We start from the raw sequence: 13872 nt of genomic DNA on the forward strand, positions 1-13872 counted from the left end.
GGTGGGGAAGGTGTCTCACCGAGACCGTCCGCCCGTGACTCCTGACTCCCCCACCCCAACCCCTCCCCTGAAGGGGAGGGGCTTCAATTGCGCCGCGGATAGCGTATCCCCGCCAGCATCACCGCCAAAAGTGGGACTCTGATCATGCAAATCGATCGCCGCCGGTTCGTTGCCGGCGCTGCCGCGCTGGGCGCGACCGCCGCCCTCCCCGCCCGCGCCCGCGCCCTCGCCGCCACCGGCGCGCGGGGCGACGCCGCCGCGATGGCGTTGCTCGACAAGCACGCCGAGGCGCTGCTGGTAAGCTACCCGGAAAACGCGATGACGCTCGGCATCGACACGGGCAAACGCGCCGCGCTCAAATCCGCGCTCGGCGATCATAGCGCTGGCGCCGAAGCCAAACGCCGCGCCGAGGCCGCGCAGCGCCTGACCGAATTGCGCGCGATCGACACCAAAACGCTCTCCCCCGCGGTCACCGTGCATGTCGAGACCGCGACGGTCGCGCACGAGATCGCGCTCGACGGCTGGCGGCGGATGCCGGTGGGCGACATGGCGTTCCTCTCCGCCAATGGCTATCGCTCGACCCCCTATGTCGTGAGCCAGGGCAATGGCGCGTTCGTCGACGTGCCCGATCTGCTCGAAAACAAGCATCAGGTCGCCGATACCGCCGATGCCGAGGCCTATCTCGCGCGGATGCGCGCCTATGCGCAGGAACTGCGCGACGAAACCGAGCGGGTGAAGGCCGATGCCGCCAAGGGCGTCTACCTCCCCGCCTTCCTCAACGAGATCACCGCGCGCCAGCTGCGCGACGGCGCGGCGCGGCCGGCCGACTGGGCGATCGTCACCAGCTTCGGCAGCAAGACCCAGGCCGCCGGCATCGCGGGCGACTGGGCCCGGCGCGCCGCCGCGATCGCCGAGCAGGAGATCGCCCCGGCACTCGCCGCGCAGGCCGATGCCTTTGTCGCGCTGCGTCCCAAGGCGCCCGATGTCGCGGGGATGTGGCAGGTGCCCGATGCTGCCGACATCTACGGCTGGCTGGTCGAGGCGGGGACGACCACCAAGCGGACGCCCGAGGACATCCACGCCGCCGGGCTCGAACAATGCAAGGCGCTGGCGGCGGAGATGGACCCGCTGCTCCGCGCGCAGGGGCTGACGCAGGGCACCGCGGGCGAGCGGCTCGCGGTGCTGGGCAAACGCCCCGATCTCTTGTTCGCCAATACCGATGCGGGGCGCGCCGAATTGCTCGCCTATCTCAATCAGGTGGTGGCGAAGATCCGTCCGCTGATGCCCAAGGCGTTCGGCAAATTGGTGCGCGGCAATCTCAACATCAAGCGCGTCCCCCCGGCGATCCAGGACGGCGCGCCCAACGGCTATGCCGGCCCCGGATCGATCGACGGCAAGATCCCCGGCACTTATTACATCAACCTGCGCGATACCGGGATCTGGCCGCGCTATTCGCTGCCGACGCTGACCTTCCACGAAGGGATTCCGGGGCATGTGTGGCAGGGCGAATATACGTTCGATCTGCCGCTGATCCGCACCCTCTTGAGCTTCAACGCTTATTCGGAAGGCTGGGGGCTTTATGCCGAGCAGATCGCCGACGAGGTCGGCTTCTACGCCGACGATCCGCTCGGGCGGATCGGCTATCTCCAGTCGATGAACTTCCGCGCCGCGCGGCTCGTCGCCGATACCGGGCTGCACCACAAGCGCTGGACGATTGATCAGGCGATGCAGTGGTTCATGGCGACCACCGGCTTCACCGCCAGCCAGGCGCGGTCGGAGCTCAACCGTTATTGCACCTGGCCGGGGCAGGCGCTCGGCTACAAGACCGGGCATAATGAGATCAATCGCCTGCGCGATGTCGCCAAGGCCAAGCTCGGCGCGCGGTTCGACGTGCGCGGGTTCAACGACGCGGTGGTGCAGACCGGCGGCGTCCCGCTCGGGGTGCTGGCAAAGGTGGTCGATCGCTGGGCAGCGAGCGCCTGATCCTTCTAACTCCCCTCCCTTCACCAGGGAGGGGAGAGGAAATTAAACCGCCGTCCGCCCATATTCCTGCTTGGTCACCGGATGGCTCGACGAGAGCCCCCCGTCGACCGCGATCGCCTGTCCGTTGACGTAGCTCGCGTCGTCCGACGCCAGGAACAGCGCGACCTTCGCCAGCTCCTCGGGTTGCGCGCCGCGCCGCAGCGGATTGAGCCGGCCGACGCGATCCATCTTCCCGGCATCGCGCGCATAATCGAAGGTGGGCTTGGTCATCCCGGTTTCGGTGAGCCCGGGGCAGATCGCATTGACCCGCACGTTCGATCCGGCAAGCTGCTGCGCCGAAACCTGCGCGAGGTTGATCACCCCCGCCTTCGACGCCGAATAGGCCGGCGACCCCGCCCCCGAGCGGATCCCGGCGACGCTGGCGGTGAGGATGATCGCGCCCTTGCCGCGCTCGGCGATGCGCGGCGCGGCGTGCTTCACCGCCAGATAGGGGCCGATCAGGTTGACCCGCAGCACCTCGGTGATCAGCTCGACGCTGGTATCGAAGATATTGGCCATCCCGCCCGAAATGCCGGCATTGGCGAACATCACGTCGAGCCCGCCGTAGCGATCGCAGGCGAGCGCGACCGCCTTCACGACATCCTCTTCCGACCCGGCATCGATGCGGATCGCCTCCGCAACGCCGCCCGCATCGCGGATCGCCTTGGCGGTCGCCTCGGCGCCGTCGGTAACGTCGGCGACGATCACCTTGCCGCCCTCCGCCGCGAACAGGGTGGCGGCGGCGCGGCCGATACCCGAGCCGGCGCCGGTGACGATGATCGATTTGTCGGTGAACCTCATTGCCGCATCCTCCAGTTCGTTTTGAAATGCCGCCAGCCTCTCCCCCTCGTCATTCCCGCGAAGGCGGGAATCCAGTGACGCTGGTGTCGCGGTTCAGCCGATAAGCCAGCCAGAATGGATCCCGCCTTCGCGGGAATGACGAAAGAACGGCAGCTCAGATCGTCACGCCGCCGTCGATCACCAGCACCTGACCGGTCATGAACGTACTCGCCTTGGACGCGAGATAGACCACCGCGCCCGCAATCTCCTCCGGCTCGCCGATGCGGCGCAGCGGGGTGGTGCGGTTGCGTTCGTTCACCGCCGCCTCGTCTTCCCACAAGGCCTTGGCGAAATCGGTCTTGATCAGCCCCGGCGCGATGCAATTCACGCGGATGCCGTATTTGCCGTATTCGTGCGCCAGATTGCGCGCGAGCTGCATGTCGGCCGCCTTGGAGATGCAATAAGCCCCGATCGTCGTCGAGCCGCGCAGCCCCCCGATCGAGGAGACGATGACGATCGATCCCGCGCCGCGCTCCTTCATCTCGGGCGCGACCATCGTGATCAGCCAGTGGTTGGAAACGATATTATTGTCGAGGATCTTGCGGAACTGCTCGTCGGCGATCCCTTCCTGCGGGCCGTAATAGGGATTGGAGGCGGCGTTGCAGACGAGGCAGTCGATCCGGCCGAACGCGCGCCGCGTCTCGTCGACCAGATGCTGGAGCCCCGCCTTGTCGGAGATATTGGCGGCGACCGCGATCGCGGTGCCCGCGCCGAAGCGGTCGTTGATCTCCGCCGCGACCGCGTCGCACGCATCCTGCTTGCGGCTGGAGATCACCACCTTCGCGCCCTGTTCGGCGCAGGCGATCGCGGCGGCCTTGCCGATCCCGCGCGACGATCCGGTGATGAGCACGACCTTATCGGTCAGATCGAACAGCGACATGCGTGTTTCCTCCCTTCAGGCCCCTGCTTTCACCGCGAAATCCCACGCCGCCTGCGCCAGCGCCGGAACGCGCGCGCTGGCGGCCTCGGCATTGGCGTTGGAGGCGGTGCCGATCAGGAAGCGCTTCCTGATCCCCTGGACGATCGAGGCGAGGCGGAACATGTTGAACGACAGATACCAATTGAGATCGGGCAGCCCCTCGGGCCGGCCGGTCTTCTCGCAATAACGCGCGACGACTTCCTCCAATGTCGGGATCCCCGTCTCCGGCCCAGTGAGCCCCAGCACCCCGGAGCGGCCCTCGGGCTCGGTCACCCAGGAGATCAGGAAATAGGACAGATCGGCGAGCGGATCGCCGAGCGTCGACAATTCCCAGTCGAGCACCGCGGCGACGCGCGGCTCCAGCCCGGGGGCGAACTTCATATTGTCGCAGCGATAATCGCCGTGGACGATCGAGGTGCGGGTCTGCGGCGGCAAGGTGCGCGGCAGCCACTCGATCAGCCGTTCCATCGGCTCCATATGTTCGGTCTCGGCGCCGCGATATTGCTTGGTCCAGCGCGACACCTGGCGCTCGAAATAATTGCCGGGGCGGCCGAACGTCTCAAGCCCCGCGGCGACGTGATCGACATTGTGGAGTTGCGCCAGCGTGTCGATCATCGCGTGATAATGCGCGCGCCGGGTATCGGCGTCCATGCCCGGGAAGGCGCCGTCCCAGATCGTCCGCCCCTCGACCATCTCCATCACGTAAAAGGCCGATCCGATCACCGTATCGTCCTCGCACAGCCCGAACGGGCGCGGCACCGGGAAGCCGGTGGGGTGCAGCCCGGCGATGACGCGATATTCACGGTCGACCGCATGTGCCGAGGGAAGCAATTCGCCCATCGGCTTGCGCCGCAGCACATAATTGCGGGTCGGGGTGGTGAGCTTGTAGGTCGGGTTGGATTGCCCGCCGGCGAATTTGGCATAGCTCAGCGGGCCGGCGAAATCGGGCACATTGGCGCTCATCCACGCGGCCAGCGCGTCCAGATCGAGCCGGTCGCGTTCGGCGATCTCGGCTTGCAGGCTGGTATCGGTCATTGATCGAAGACAATCACGCTGCGCGTCGCGTCGCCCTTGCGGAGCTCGTCGAACGCGTCGTTGATCCGGGTGAGCGGCAGCCGCTCGGCGATGATCGTGTCGAGATCGAGCTGCCCGCGCTGGTAGAAATCGACCAGCCGCGGGATATCCACCGGGAAGCGGTTATACCCCATGATCCCGCCCTGCAGCCTCTTGCCCGACAACAGGTCCATCGCCGACAGCCCGACTTTCTCGTTCAACGGCATCATGCCGAGGATCGTCGCGGTGCCGCCGCGGCGCAGCACCTTGACCGTCGTTTCGGCCGATTGCGGGCGGCCGACCGCCTCGATCGCATGATCGACCCCGCCCTTGGTCACCTCGATCACCTCGGCGACGACATTCTCGGCGAGCGGGTCATAGCTGTGGGTCGCGCCGAGCCTCTCGGCGATCGCGCGCTTTTCAGGCACCGGATCGAGCGCGATAATCTTGCCCGCGCCCGCGATCTTCGCGGCATTGACCGCGGCGAGCCCGATCCCGCCGCACCCGACGACGCACACCGTCTCGCCCGGCGATACGTCGGTGGTGTTGAACACCGCCCCGGCCCCGGTCGTCACCGCGCAGCCGATCAGCGCGGCGCGATCGAGCGGCATTTCCCGGTCGATCGCGACACAGGCATGCTCGTGGACCAGCATCATCTCGGCATAGGCCGAGAGGTTGAGCATCTGGTTGACCGGATCGCCATTGGCGAGCCTGAGCCGCGGCTCGGCGCTCGCCGCGCGCCGCGTTTCGCCGCCGAGACACAGGTACATCCGCCCGGTCACGCAATATTCGCAATGGCCGCAGAATGCCGAGAGACAGGTGACGACGTGGTCGCCCGGCTTCACCGTGCGCACCTCCTCGCCCACCGCCTCGACGATGCCGGCCGCCTCATGCCCCGGAATCGCCGGGAGCGGATGCGGATAGGCGCCGTCGACGAAATGCAGGTCGGACCGGCACACGCCGCATGCCAGCGTGCGGATCAGCACCTCATGCGCCGCCGGCTTGGCGACCAGCACATCGGTCACTTCAAGCGGTTTCTTGGCTTCGAACAAAACGGCGGCCTTCATGTGCCTCTCCTAGTTAATCGTCATCATCCTATCCCTCGTCATTCCCGCGAGGGCGGGAATCCATTCTGGCTGGCGGTGCGTGTCTCTCCACGACCCGCGCGAATGGATCCCCGCCTTCGCGGGGATGACGGCACGGGCATTCGTTCAGCGCGAAACGCCGATATCCCCGCTCGATACGTCGCTGCCGCCATAGGGCACCGGGCGCTCGGCCTTCCAATCGGCATATTTGCCGAATTCGTCGCGCGCGATCGCGCGGGCGTGGACCTCATCCGGCCCGTCCGCCAGCCGCAAGGTGCGCTGCGACGCCCAGGCATGCGCGAGCCCGAAATCCTCCGCGACGCCCGCGCCGCCATGCGCCTGCACCGCATCGTCGAGGATCTGCAGCGCCATATTGGGCGCCTGCACCTTGATCATCGCGATTTCGAGCTTGGCCGATTTGTTGCCCGCCTTGTCCATCATGTCGGCGGCCTTGAGGCACAGCAACCGGGTCATCTCGATATCGATCCGCGCGCGTGCGATGCGCTGCTCCCACACGCTGTGATCCGACAGCCTCTTGCCGAACGCGACGCGGCTGACGAGCCGCTTGGCCATCTTCTCGATCGCGACTTCGGCGACGCCGATCGTGCGCATGCAGTGATGGATCCGCCCCGGCCCGAGCCGACCCTGCGCGATCTCGAACCCGCGCCCTTCGCCGAGCAGCAGATTCTCGACCGGCACGCGGACGTTGGTGAAGCTCACCTCGCCGTGCCCGTGCGGCGCATGATCATAGCCGTAGACCGACAGCATCCGCTCGATCTTCACCCCCGGGGTGTCCATCGGCACGAGCACCTGGCTCTGCTGCTGGTGGCGCGACCCCTCGAAGCTGGTCTTGCCCATCAGGATGCCGACCTTGCAGCGCGGATCGCCGACGCCGGACGACCACCATTTGCGCCCGTTGATCACGTAATGATCGCCGTCGCGCTCGATCCGCGTCTCGATATTGGTCGCATCCGACGAGGCGACCGCCGGCTCGGTCATCAGGAACACCGAGCGGATCTCGCCGTTCATCAGCGGACGGAGCCATTGCTCCTTCTGCTCGCGCGTGCCGTAGCGATGGAGCACTTCCATATTGCCCGTATCGGGCGCCGAGCAGTTGAAGCATTCGCTCGCCCAGCCGATCTTGCCCATCTCCTCGGCGCACAGGGCGTATTCGAGATTGGTGAGCTGCGTCCCTTCGAATTCGAACGTGTCGTCGACATGTTGCTGGCCCGAATGCGGCGGCATGAAGAAATTCCACAGCCCGGCGGCCTTGGCCTTGGCCTTCACCTCCTCGAGCACCGGGATGACCTTCCACGGGTCGCCCGCATGATGCTGGCGATCGTATTCGGCTTGCCGCGGACGGATCTGCTGGTCGATGAAATCGCGTACCCGGTCCCGGAAATAGGTTTCGCGTTCGCTAAGCGTGAAGTCCATCGCATCCCTCCAGAGCCTGTCTTGCGGGAAGCTCTAGACCGTACCCTTCATTCGGTAAAGCATCCGAATCGCCGCTCACTCCCTACGCAACACAGCTTATCGCCTCTGTCATAAAAGGGACTGTTTCTTCGAAATCTTGCTGCTAGAGTGATTCGATGAACGGCATGGGGGAATCCGGCCGGGGAGAGGAATCGGGTACGCGCCGCTTCAGGGCGAAGCGTGACGCGATCCTCGCCGCGGCCGCGGATGCGATCAACGAGCAAAGCGCGAAGGGCATGACCTTCGCCGACGTGGCACGCCGCGTCGGGCTCAATACAACAAGCGTCACTTATTATTTCAAGCGCAAAGAGGATCTCGCCGCCGCCGCGTTCGAGCATACGCTCGAACGGCTGATGGGGATGCTCGACGAGGCGATGACGCAGCATACGCCTGAGGCGCGGGTCGAGCGTTATCTCGCGCTCAACATGGAGCGGCTCGCCCGCATCCAGCGCGGCGAGGAGCGGCAGATGGCCGGACTCTCCGACCTGCGCGCGATGGACGAGCCGGTGCGATCCGCGCTGATGGCCGGCTGGCGCGAGGTGTTCCGTCGCACGCGGCTGCTGTGGGGATCGGCCGAGACGCGCCAGCAAACCGATCTTCACGGCGCGCGCGCGCATGTGCTGCTCGAAAACACCTTCTGGCTGCCGGTGTGGCTGGTGCGCTACGAGCCCGATCAATATGCCCGCGCCGAGGCGCGGCTGATGGACGTGTTCCGCCACGGCATCGCCGCGCCGGGGGCGCTGTGGCGGCCCACGCCGATCGATCTGCCGCACGACGAGACGGTGCCGGGACGCGAGGCGTTCCTGCTCGCCGCGACGCGGCTGATCAACGAACTCGGCTATCGCGGCGCCTCGGTCCAGCGCATCGCGTCCGAGCTCAACGTCACCAAGGGCAGCTTCTACCACCATCTCGATGCCAAGGACGATCTGGTCGTCGCTTGCTACAAGCGCAGCTTCGATACGATCGCCGCGGCGCAGCGGATCGCCGACGAACAGGGCGGGACGCATTGGAACCGGCTGTCGAGCATGATCGCCACCTTGCTCGACGTGCAATTCTCCGAACTCGGCCCGCTCCTGCGCACCACCGCGCTGTCCGGGTTGCCGCCCGGGGTGCGGCAGGTGATGGTCGAGCGGTCGAACCGCATCGCGCGGCGTTTCGCCGGCACCATGTCGGACGGGATCGCCGAAGGAACGATCCGCCCGGTCGACGCGCTGATCGCGGCGCAGGCGCTGATGGCGTTCCTCAACGCGGCGTTCGACATGCGCAAATGGGCGTGGTCGATGCCCCGCGACCGCGCGATCGCGCTCTACGCCTCGACGCTGACCTTCGGCCTGTTCGACGATCGCGCGGTGGCGGAATAGCACCCCGTCACCCCGGCGCGAGCCAGGCTCCATCGGAAGGCAGGCGCGGGACAAGAGGCTCTGATCGCTGCGCTTGAGGCTTGATGTATCCCGGCTCGAGGCCGGGATGACGACGGGCATCGAAGCGCGACCGCTCCCCTACACCGCCGCCCCGAAAGCGGCCGCGCGCGCCTGCATCGCCAGCGCGTGAAACGGCCCCCGGCGCTGGCGGAATTCGCGGATCGAGCAGCCGAGGAACAGATGTGCGTCGCGCAGGAAGTGCGACCGATCCCAATAACCCGCCTCCGCCAGCAGCGCGCCCGCCGTCTCGGGCGGCGCATCGAGCGTCCCGCTCAGCGCGCGCAGGAAGCGCCGCCGGCGGAGCAGCAATTTGGGCGTGAAACCGAAATGCTGCCGCGTCCGCGCGGCGAACTGGCGCGGCGTCATGCCGACCCGCTCCGCCAGCGTCTCGATCCGCATCGTCTCGGCCTCGTCGAACGCCGCCTCGAGCTGCGGCACCAGCGGATCGACCGGACGCGGCTCCGCCAGCCGCGCATCGAGCCAGCGTTCCAAGACCACGGGGGGATGCTCGCCGGCGTCGAGCGCCTCGCGCACCGCATCCGCCGCCGGATCGAGCACCGACAGCGGGACGACGCGATTGGCGTGGACCGAAAGATCGCCACCGAACAGTTGCGCCCAGCCGACCGCGCGCAGCCCGATCCCCACCACCGTCCCGCCGGTCGCCTCGGCCCAGCCGGCAACATTGGTCGGGCCGGCGAACGACGCCAGCGGCATGTCGAACCGCCGCGAGCCGACCCGGAGCGACCAGGGCTGCGGCTCCTCGATTCCGAAACGTATTACGGGATCGCCCGGAAAGAATACGTCGCGAAACGTCGTTCCTGGACGAAATGGAATGCGAAACCGGTGAAAGCCGGTGATCAGCCCCGCGAAGCGTTTGTCTGCGCGCCAATAGGTAATGGGCGCGTTATCCGAATCCGCCATTTTCTCCCTCGCGCTGAACACAGGGAGTTAGCAGGTAACTAAACTTAGATTAGCGGAAAATTTTACAATTTATAATGATTTGTGCCAATTTGAGACAATATTGGCGCAACGGCGCGCGGCAGAAATAAAAAGCCCCCCTCCTCTTCAGGGGAGGGGTTGGGGTGGGGGAGTCACGGGTGGATGGTCTCTACGAGAACCCTGCCCCACCCCCGGCCCCTCCCCTGAAAGGGAGGGGAGAAAAAAGCTCAATAACCGTTGAGCCGCCCGAAGCGGTCGCGATGCCAGGAGGCAGTGCCCCACATCGTCTCCAGCACCGCGGCGCGCTTCAGATACAGCCCGGCGTCGAATTCGTCGGTCATCCCGACCCCGCCGTGGAGCTGGACCATCTCGCGGCTCACCAGCCGCAGCGTATCGTTGGCCACCGCCTTGGCGAGGCTCACCGCCTGATCGACGTCGGATCGTCCCGCGTCGATCGCCTCGAGCGCGCCCTCGACCGCCGAACGCATCAGCTCCAGCTCGGTGAGCATCTTCGCCATCCGGTGCTGAAGCGCCTGGAAGCTCGATAGCACCTGCCCGAACTGGACGCGCTGCTTGAGATAATCGAGCGTCTGGCGGAATGCGCTTTCGGCCATCCCGAGCATCTCCGCGGCGGTAACCGCGGCAGCGCGGTCGACGATCGCCTGGGTCAGCGCGGTATCGCCGAGCCGCTCGGCCGGCGCATGCTTGAAGGTCACCGCGGCATGGCTGCGGCTGTCCGCCATATGCCGGGTCGAGACCGTCACGCCCTCGCCCTTCGCGACCAGATAGAGCCCATCGGCCGCCGCGACCACGAACGCATCGGCGCCGTCGCCTTCCGCGACGAACGGCTTGGTGCCGCTGAGCTTGCCGCCGTCGACGCTCGCGGTGAATTTCATGTCGTGCGACGGGCCGTCGTCGATCGCCAGCGTGGCGATCGCCTCGCCCGAGGCGAGCCGGGGCAGCCAGTCTTTCTTGGCCTTGTCCGACGATCCCATGACGATCGCGCTCGCCGCCACCGCGGTCGCGCCGAGCGGGGTCGCCGCGAGGTTGCGGCCGAGCTGCTCGACCACCAGCCCGAGCGAGAGATAGCCGAACGCCGATCCGCCGAACTCCTCGGGGATGACGATCCCGGCCCAGCCCATCGCGCCGATCGCGCTCCACGCTTCGGGGTCGAAGCCGGTCGCCGAGCCCGCGTCGCGCAGCTTGCGGAAGGCGGTAACCGGGCTTTCGTTATCGGCCCATTCGCGCGCCATGTCGCGCAGCATCACCTGTTCTTCGTTGAGCGCTGCCATGTTCAAATCCTTCCTTTAGAAACCGGGGAGGAGGACGTCTCGCGCGTCCCTCCTCCACCCGGCCCTCTCCAGGCGCACTGCCTCATTGCGGGCAGCCGCCAACCTCAGTCACTGATGATCGAGCATCCCGAGGATGCGCTTGGCGATCACATTGTTCTGGATCTCGCTCGACCCGCCGTAGATCGACACCGCCTTGCCCCACAGCCAGGTGCGGGTCTGCTCGAGCTCGGCGGGGGTGAAGCCCTCGCCCTCCCAGCCCAGCCCCTGCATCCCCATGATCTCGATGTTGAGCTCGGCGCGATCCTGCGTGATCCGCGCGCCGACGTTCTTCATGATGCTCGTCGCCGCCGACGGGCCGGCATTGCCCTTCGCCTCGAGCGCGGCGCGGCGCAGCGTCAGCGCGAAGGCGCGCTGATCCATCTCATGCTTGATGATCCGCGTGCGCAGATCGGCGTCGGCGATCCGCCCCTCGGCGTCGGCGCCGCGATATTTCTTGGCGATCTCGGGGACGGTCCGCCCCGCATTCATCCGCGCCGCCGAGCCGCTGCCGCCCGACAGCGAATTGCGCTCGTGCTGGAGCAGCCGGGTGCCGATTTCCCATCCCTGCCCTTCGCGCCCGACGAGATTTTCCTTGGGCACCTTCACGTTGGTGAAGAAGGTCTCGCAGAACGGCGACGCGCCTGAGATCAGCCGGATCGGCCGCGTCTCGACCCCCTCGCTGGTCATGTCGATCAGCAGGAAGCTGATCCCGGCATGCTTCTGCGACTTGTCGGTGCGGACGAGCGCGAAGCATTTGTCGGCCCATTGCCCGCCCGAGGTCCAGGTCTTCTGGCCGTTGACGAGATAATGATCGCCCTTGTCCTCGGCGAAGGTCTGCAGGCTGGCGAGATCCGATCCCGCGCCCGGCTCCGAATAGCCCTGGCACCAGCGCACCTCGCCGCGCGCGATACGCGGGATATGCTCGCTCTTCTGCGCCTCATTGCCATATTCGAGCAAAGTCGGGCCGAACATCATCACGCCCATCCCGCCGATCGGGTTCCACGCGCCGATCTTCGCCATTTCCTCCTGCAGCACGCGCGCCTCGGCGCGCGAGAGCCCGCCGCCGCCATAGTCGCGCGGCCAGGTCGGGACGCCCCAGCCCTTTTCGCCCATCGCCTCGCGCCATTTGCGCTGCGCGTCGGTTTCGGCGCTCGGGCCGTCGACCGCCGACATGGCATTGTCCTGCCCGCGCAGCGCGGGATCGAAATTCGCCGCCAGCCACGCGCGCGCTTCCTCGCGAAAGGCTTCGACGCTGTCGGCGGGTCGGTCGAGGTCGGCGGCGGTCGCCATCGGCATCACTCCATTTTCCGAATCTGAATATCGGGTATGGACAATCGCATCGCACGTCCGGCGCGAAGATGCAAAGGGGGAGAATGGGCGCGGGCGCTGAAACAAAGTGCGCTGGGTCCAAATCACTCCTCCACCGTTCGCCCTGAGCTTGTCGAAGGGCGGCCCCAACTCACGGGCGGCAGGACGCCCTTCGACAAGCTCAGGGCGAACGGCTTATCTTTTGCGCGCGTTGCGATAGGATAGCCCCACTACGGGGGAAAAGCCCCGCATCTGCAAGGGGTTCCGCTCGATGCGTTTCCATCACCGCGCGGTGCCGATCGCGCTGGCCGCCGTGCTGATCGACACGATCGGCTTCGGCATCATCCTCCCGGTGCTGCCCTCGCTGATCGTCCATCTCGCGCATGTCGGGCTGCCCGATGCGACGCGGATCGGCGGCTATATGCTGATCGCCTTCGCCACCGCGCAATTCTTCGCCGGGCCGGTGCTGGGCAATCTCGGCGACCGTTTCGGACGGCGCGCGGTGCTGCTCGCGGCGATGACTGCCTTTGCCGCCGATTATGCGCTGATGGCGGTCGCCCCGACGATCGGCTGGCTGTTCCTCGGCCGCATCATCGCCGGCATCACCGGCGCGACTTATGGCCCGGTCAATGCGGTGCTGGCGGACGTCACCCCGCCCGACAAGCGCGGCGCGACCTTCGGGCTGGTCGGCGCGGCATTCGGCGCGGGGTTCATCATCGGGCCAGCAATCGGCGGATTGCTCTCGACGCTCGGCCCGCGCGCGCCGTTCATCGCCGCCGCCTGCCTCGCGCTCGCCAATGCCGCGACGATCGCGCTGGTCATGCCCGAGACGCTGCCGCCCGAGCGCCGCCGCCGGTTCGACTGGAAACAGGCCAATGTGTTCGGCGCCTTCGCGCCCTTGTTCCACGCCGGCGGCGCGACCCCGCTGCTGATCGCGACGCTCATCTGGCAGATCGCGCATATGGTCTATCCCGCGACCTGGGCCTTTTATGCCGAGATCGCCCTGGGCTGGAACGGGCGTCAGGTCGGCTGGTCGCTGGCGGCGGTCGGCGGGGCGATGATGATCGTGCAGATCTTCCTCACCGGGCGCGCGATCAAGCGCTTCGGCGAGGAGCGCACCGCGCTGATCGGGCTGGCGATCGGCGCCGCGGAATTCGCGCTGATCGCCTTCGCGACCAACGGCTGGCAGGTCTATCCGCTGATCCTGATCGGCGCGCTCGCGGGACTCGTCTTCCCGTCGATCAACGCGATCCTCGCCAATCGCGTCGACGCCAGCCACCAGGGCGCGCTGCAGGGCGGGATGGCGAGCCTCTCCAGCATCGCCGCGATCGTCGGCCCGCTGGTGATGACGCAATCGCTGGCGTTCGGCGCCGATCGCGGGCTGCCCGGCGCGGCGTTCCTGCTCGCCGCGGCGCTGGCGGCGGTCGCGCTCGCGACGATCTGGTTCGGGGTGGTCAGGCGGAAGGGGGTGCTGGCGTGAG

General features: G+C 67.0%; 11 protein-coding genes. 3 read left to right on the forward strand and 8 right to left on the reverse strand.

Features of this window, described 5'->3' with window-relative positions:
* The first annotated feature begins 144 nt into the window (after nucleotides 1–144).
* The gene (locus NED98_RS15870) at nucleotides 145–1983 is read left to right on the forward strand and encodes a DUF885 domain-containing protein (RefSeq protein ID WP_265313628.1); all 1839 of its coding nucleotides are present in this window, start codon (nucleotides 145–147) and stop codon (nucleotides 1981–1983) included.
* Between the two features lie 42 nt (nucleotides 1984–2025).
* Here the strand turns inward: NED98_RS15870 and NED98_RS15875 are convergent, their stop codons facing one another.
* From NED98_RS15875 to NED98_RS15895, 5 genes are all read right to left on the reverse strand, one after another.
* Nucleotides 2026–2823 (reverse strand): SDR family NAD(P)-dependent oxidoreductase, encoded by a 798-nt coding sequence (locus tag NED98_RS15875; protein ID WP_179512061.1) that lies wholly within the window; start codon nucleotides 2821–2823, stop codon nucleotides 2026–2028.
* A 154-nt stretch (nucleotides 2824–2977) separates the two neighbouring features.
* Nucleotides 2978–3742 (reverse strand): SDR family NAD(P)-dependent oxidoreductase, encoded by a 765-nt coding sequence (locus NED98_RS15880; protein WP_265268887.1) that lies wholly within the window; start codon nucleotides 3740–3742, stop codon nucleotides 2978–2980.
* Nucleotides 3743–3757: 15 nt separating this feature from the next.
* Nucleotides 3758–4816, reverse strand: coding sequence for a phosphotransferase family protein (locus NED98_RS15885; protein ID WP_265313629.1), 1059 nt, complete (start codon nucleotides 4814–4816; stop codon nucleotides 3758–3760).
* Entirely contained in the window at nucleotides 4813–5901 is a 1089-nt protein-coding gene (locus NED98_RS15890) for a Zn-dependent alcohol dehydrogenase (RefSeq protein ID WP_265313630.1), read from the reverse strand. The genes NED98_RS15885 and NED98_RS15890 overlap by 4 nt, the downstream gene beginning before the upstream one ends.
* 144 nt (nucleotides 5902–6045) lie before the next feature.
* Nucleotides 6046–7353 carry an acyl-CoA dehydrogenase family protein gene (locus NED98_RS15895; protein WP_265313631.1) on the reverse strand — a complete coding sequence of 436 codons (1308 nt, stop codon included), beginning with the start codon at nucleotides 7351–7353 and terminating at the stop codon, nucleotides 6046–6048.
* A 155-nt stretch (nucleotides 7354–7508) separates the two neighbouring features.
* Between NED98_RS15895 and NED98_RS15900 the strand changes: the two genes are divergently transcribed.
* A complete protein-coding gene (locus NED98_RS15900; protein WP_432423334.1) occupies nucleotides 7509–8753 on the forward strand; it encodes a TetR/AcrR family transcriptional regulator in 1245 nt (414 codons plus the stop codon).
* A gap of 138 nt (nucleotides 8754–8891) precedes the next feature.
* On the opposite strand, the gene NED98_RS15905 is transcribed toward NED98_RS15900, so the two are convergent.
* The 3 genes from NED98_RS15905 to NED98_RS15915 all read right to left on the reverse strand — a co-directional run bounded on the left by NED98_RS15905 (nucleotide 8892) and on the right by NED98_RS15915 (nucleotide 12373).
* The gene (locus tag NED98_RS15905; protein WP_179512066.1) at nucleotides 8892–9734 is read right to left on the reverse strand and encodes a helix-turn-helix domain-containing protein; all 843 of its coding nucleotides are present in this window, start codon (nucleotides 9732–9734) and stop codon (nucleotides 8892–8894) included.
* Nucleotides 9735–9979: 245 nt separating this feature from the next.
* Entirely contained in the window at nucleotides 9980–11044 is a 1065-nt protein-coding gene (locus tag NED98_RS15910) for an acyl-CoA dehydrogenase family protein (protein ID WP_179512067.1), read from the reverse strand.
* A gap of 108 nt (nucleotides 11045–11152) precedes the next feature.
* Entirely contained in the window at nucleotides 11153–12373 is a 1221-nt protein-coding gene (locus tag NED98_RS15915; RefSeq protein ID WP_265313632.1) for an acyl-CoA dehydrogenase family protein, read from the reverse strand.
* Between the two features lie 289 nt (nucleotides 12374–12662).
* On the opposite strand from NED98_RS15915, the gene NED98_RS15920 reads away from it, so the two are divergent.
* Complete coding sequence (locus NED98_RS15920; protein ID WP_265313633.1) at nucleotides 12663–13871, forward strand: MFS transporter; 1209 nt, start codon at nucleotides 12663–12665, stop codon at nucleotides 13869–13871.
* The last annotated feature ends 1 nt before the right edge of the window (nucleotide 13872 follow it).

The organism is Sphingomonas lycopersici, assembly GCF_026130605.1.
In the GTDB taxonomy this organism is placed as follows: Bacteria; Pseudomonadota; Alphaproteobacteria; order Sphingomonadales; family Sphingomonadaceae; genus Sphingomonas; species Sphingomonas lycopersici.

What these genes read in the sequence shown, in the direction of transcription:
- NED98_RS15870 (WP_265313628.1), top strand. Translation starts at nt 145, where the DNA reads ATGCAAATCGATCGCCGCCGGTTCGTTGCCGGCGCTGCCGCGCTGGGC.
- NED98_RS15875 (WP_179512061.1), bottom strand. Translation starts at nt 2,823, where the DNA reads ATGAGGTTCACCGACAAATCGATCATCGTCACCGGCGCCGGCTCGGGT.
- NED98_RS15880 (WP_265268887.1), bottom strand. Translation starts at nt 3,742, where the DNA reads ATGTCGCTGTTCGATCTGACCGATAAGGTCGTGCTCATCACCGGATCG.
- NED98_RS15885 (WP_265313629.1), bottom strand. Translation starts at nt 4,816, where the DNA reads ATGACCGATACCAGCCTGCAAGCCGAGATCGCCGAACGCGACCGGCTC.
- NED98_RS15890 (WP_265313630.1), bottom strand. Translation starts at nt 5,901, where the DNA reads ATGAAGGCCGCCGTTTTGTTCGAAGCCAAGAAACCGCTTGAAGTGACC.
- NED98_RS15895 (WP_265313631.1), bottom strand. Translation starts at nt 7,353, where the DNA reads ATGGACTTCACGCTTAGCGAACGCGAAACCTATTTCCGGGACCGGGTA.
- NED98_RS15900 (WP_432423334.1), top strand. Translation starts at nt 7,509, where the DNA reads ATGAACGGCATGGGGGAATCCGGCCGGGGAGAGGAATCGGGTACGCGC.
- NED98_RS15905 (WP_179512066.1), bottom strand. Translation starts at nt 9,734, where the DNA reads ATGGCGGATTCGGATAACGCGCCCATTACCTATTGGCGCGCAGACAAA.
- NED98_RS15910 (WP_179512067.1), bottom strand. Translation starts at nt 11,044, where the DNA reads ATGGCAGCGCTCAACGAAGAACAGGTGATGCTGCGCGACATGGCGCGC.
- NED98_RS15915 (WP_265313632.1), bottom strand. Translation starts at nt 12,373, where the DNA reads ATGGCGACCGCCGCCGACCTCGACCGACCCGCCGACAGCGTCGAAGCC.
- NED98_RS15920 (WP_265313633.1), top strand. Translation starts at nt 12,663, where the DNA reads ATGCGTTTCCATCACCGCGCGGTGCCGATCGCGCTGGCCGCCGTGCTG.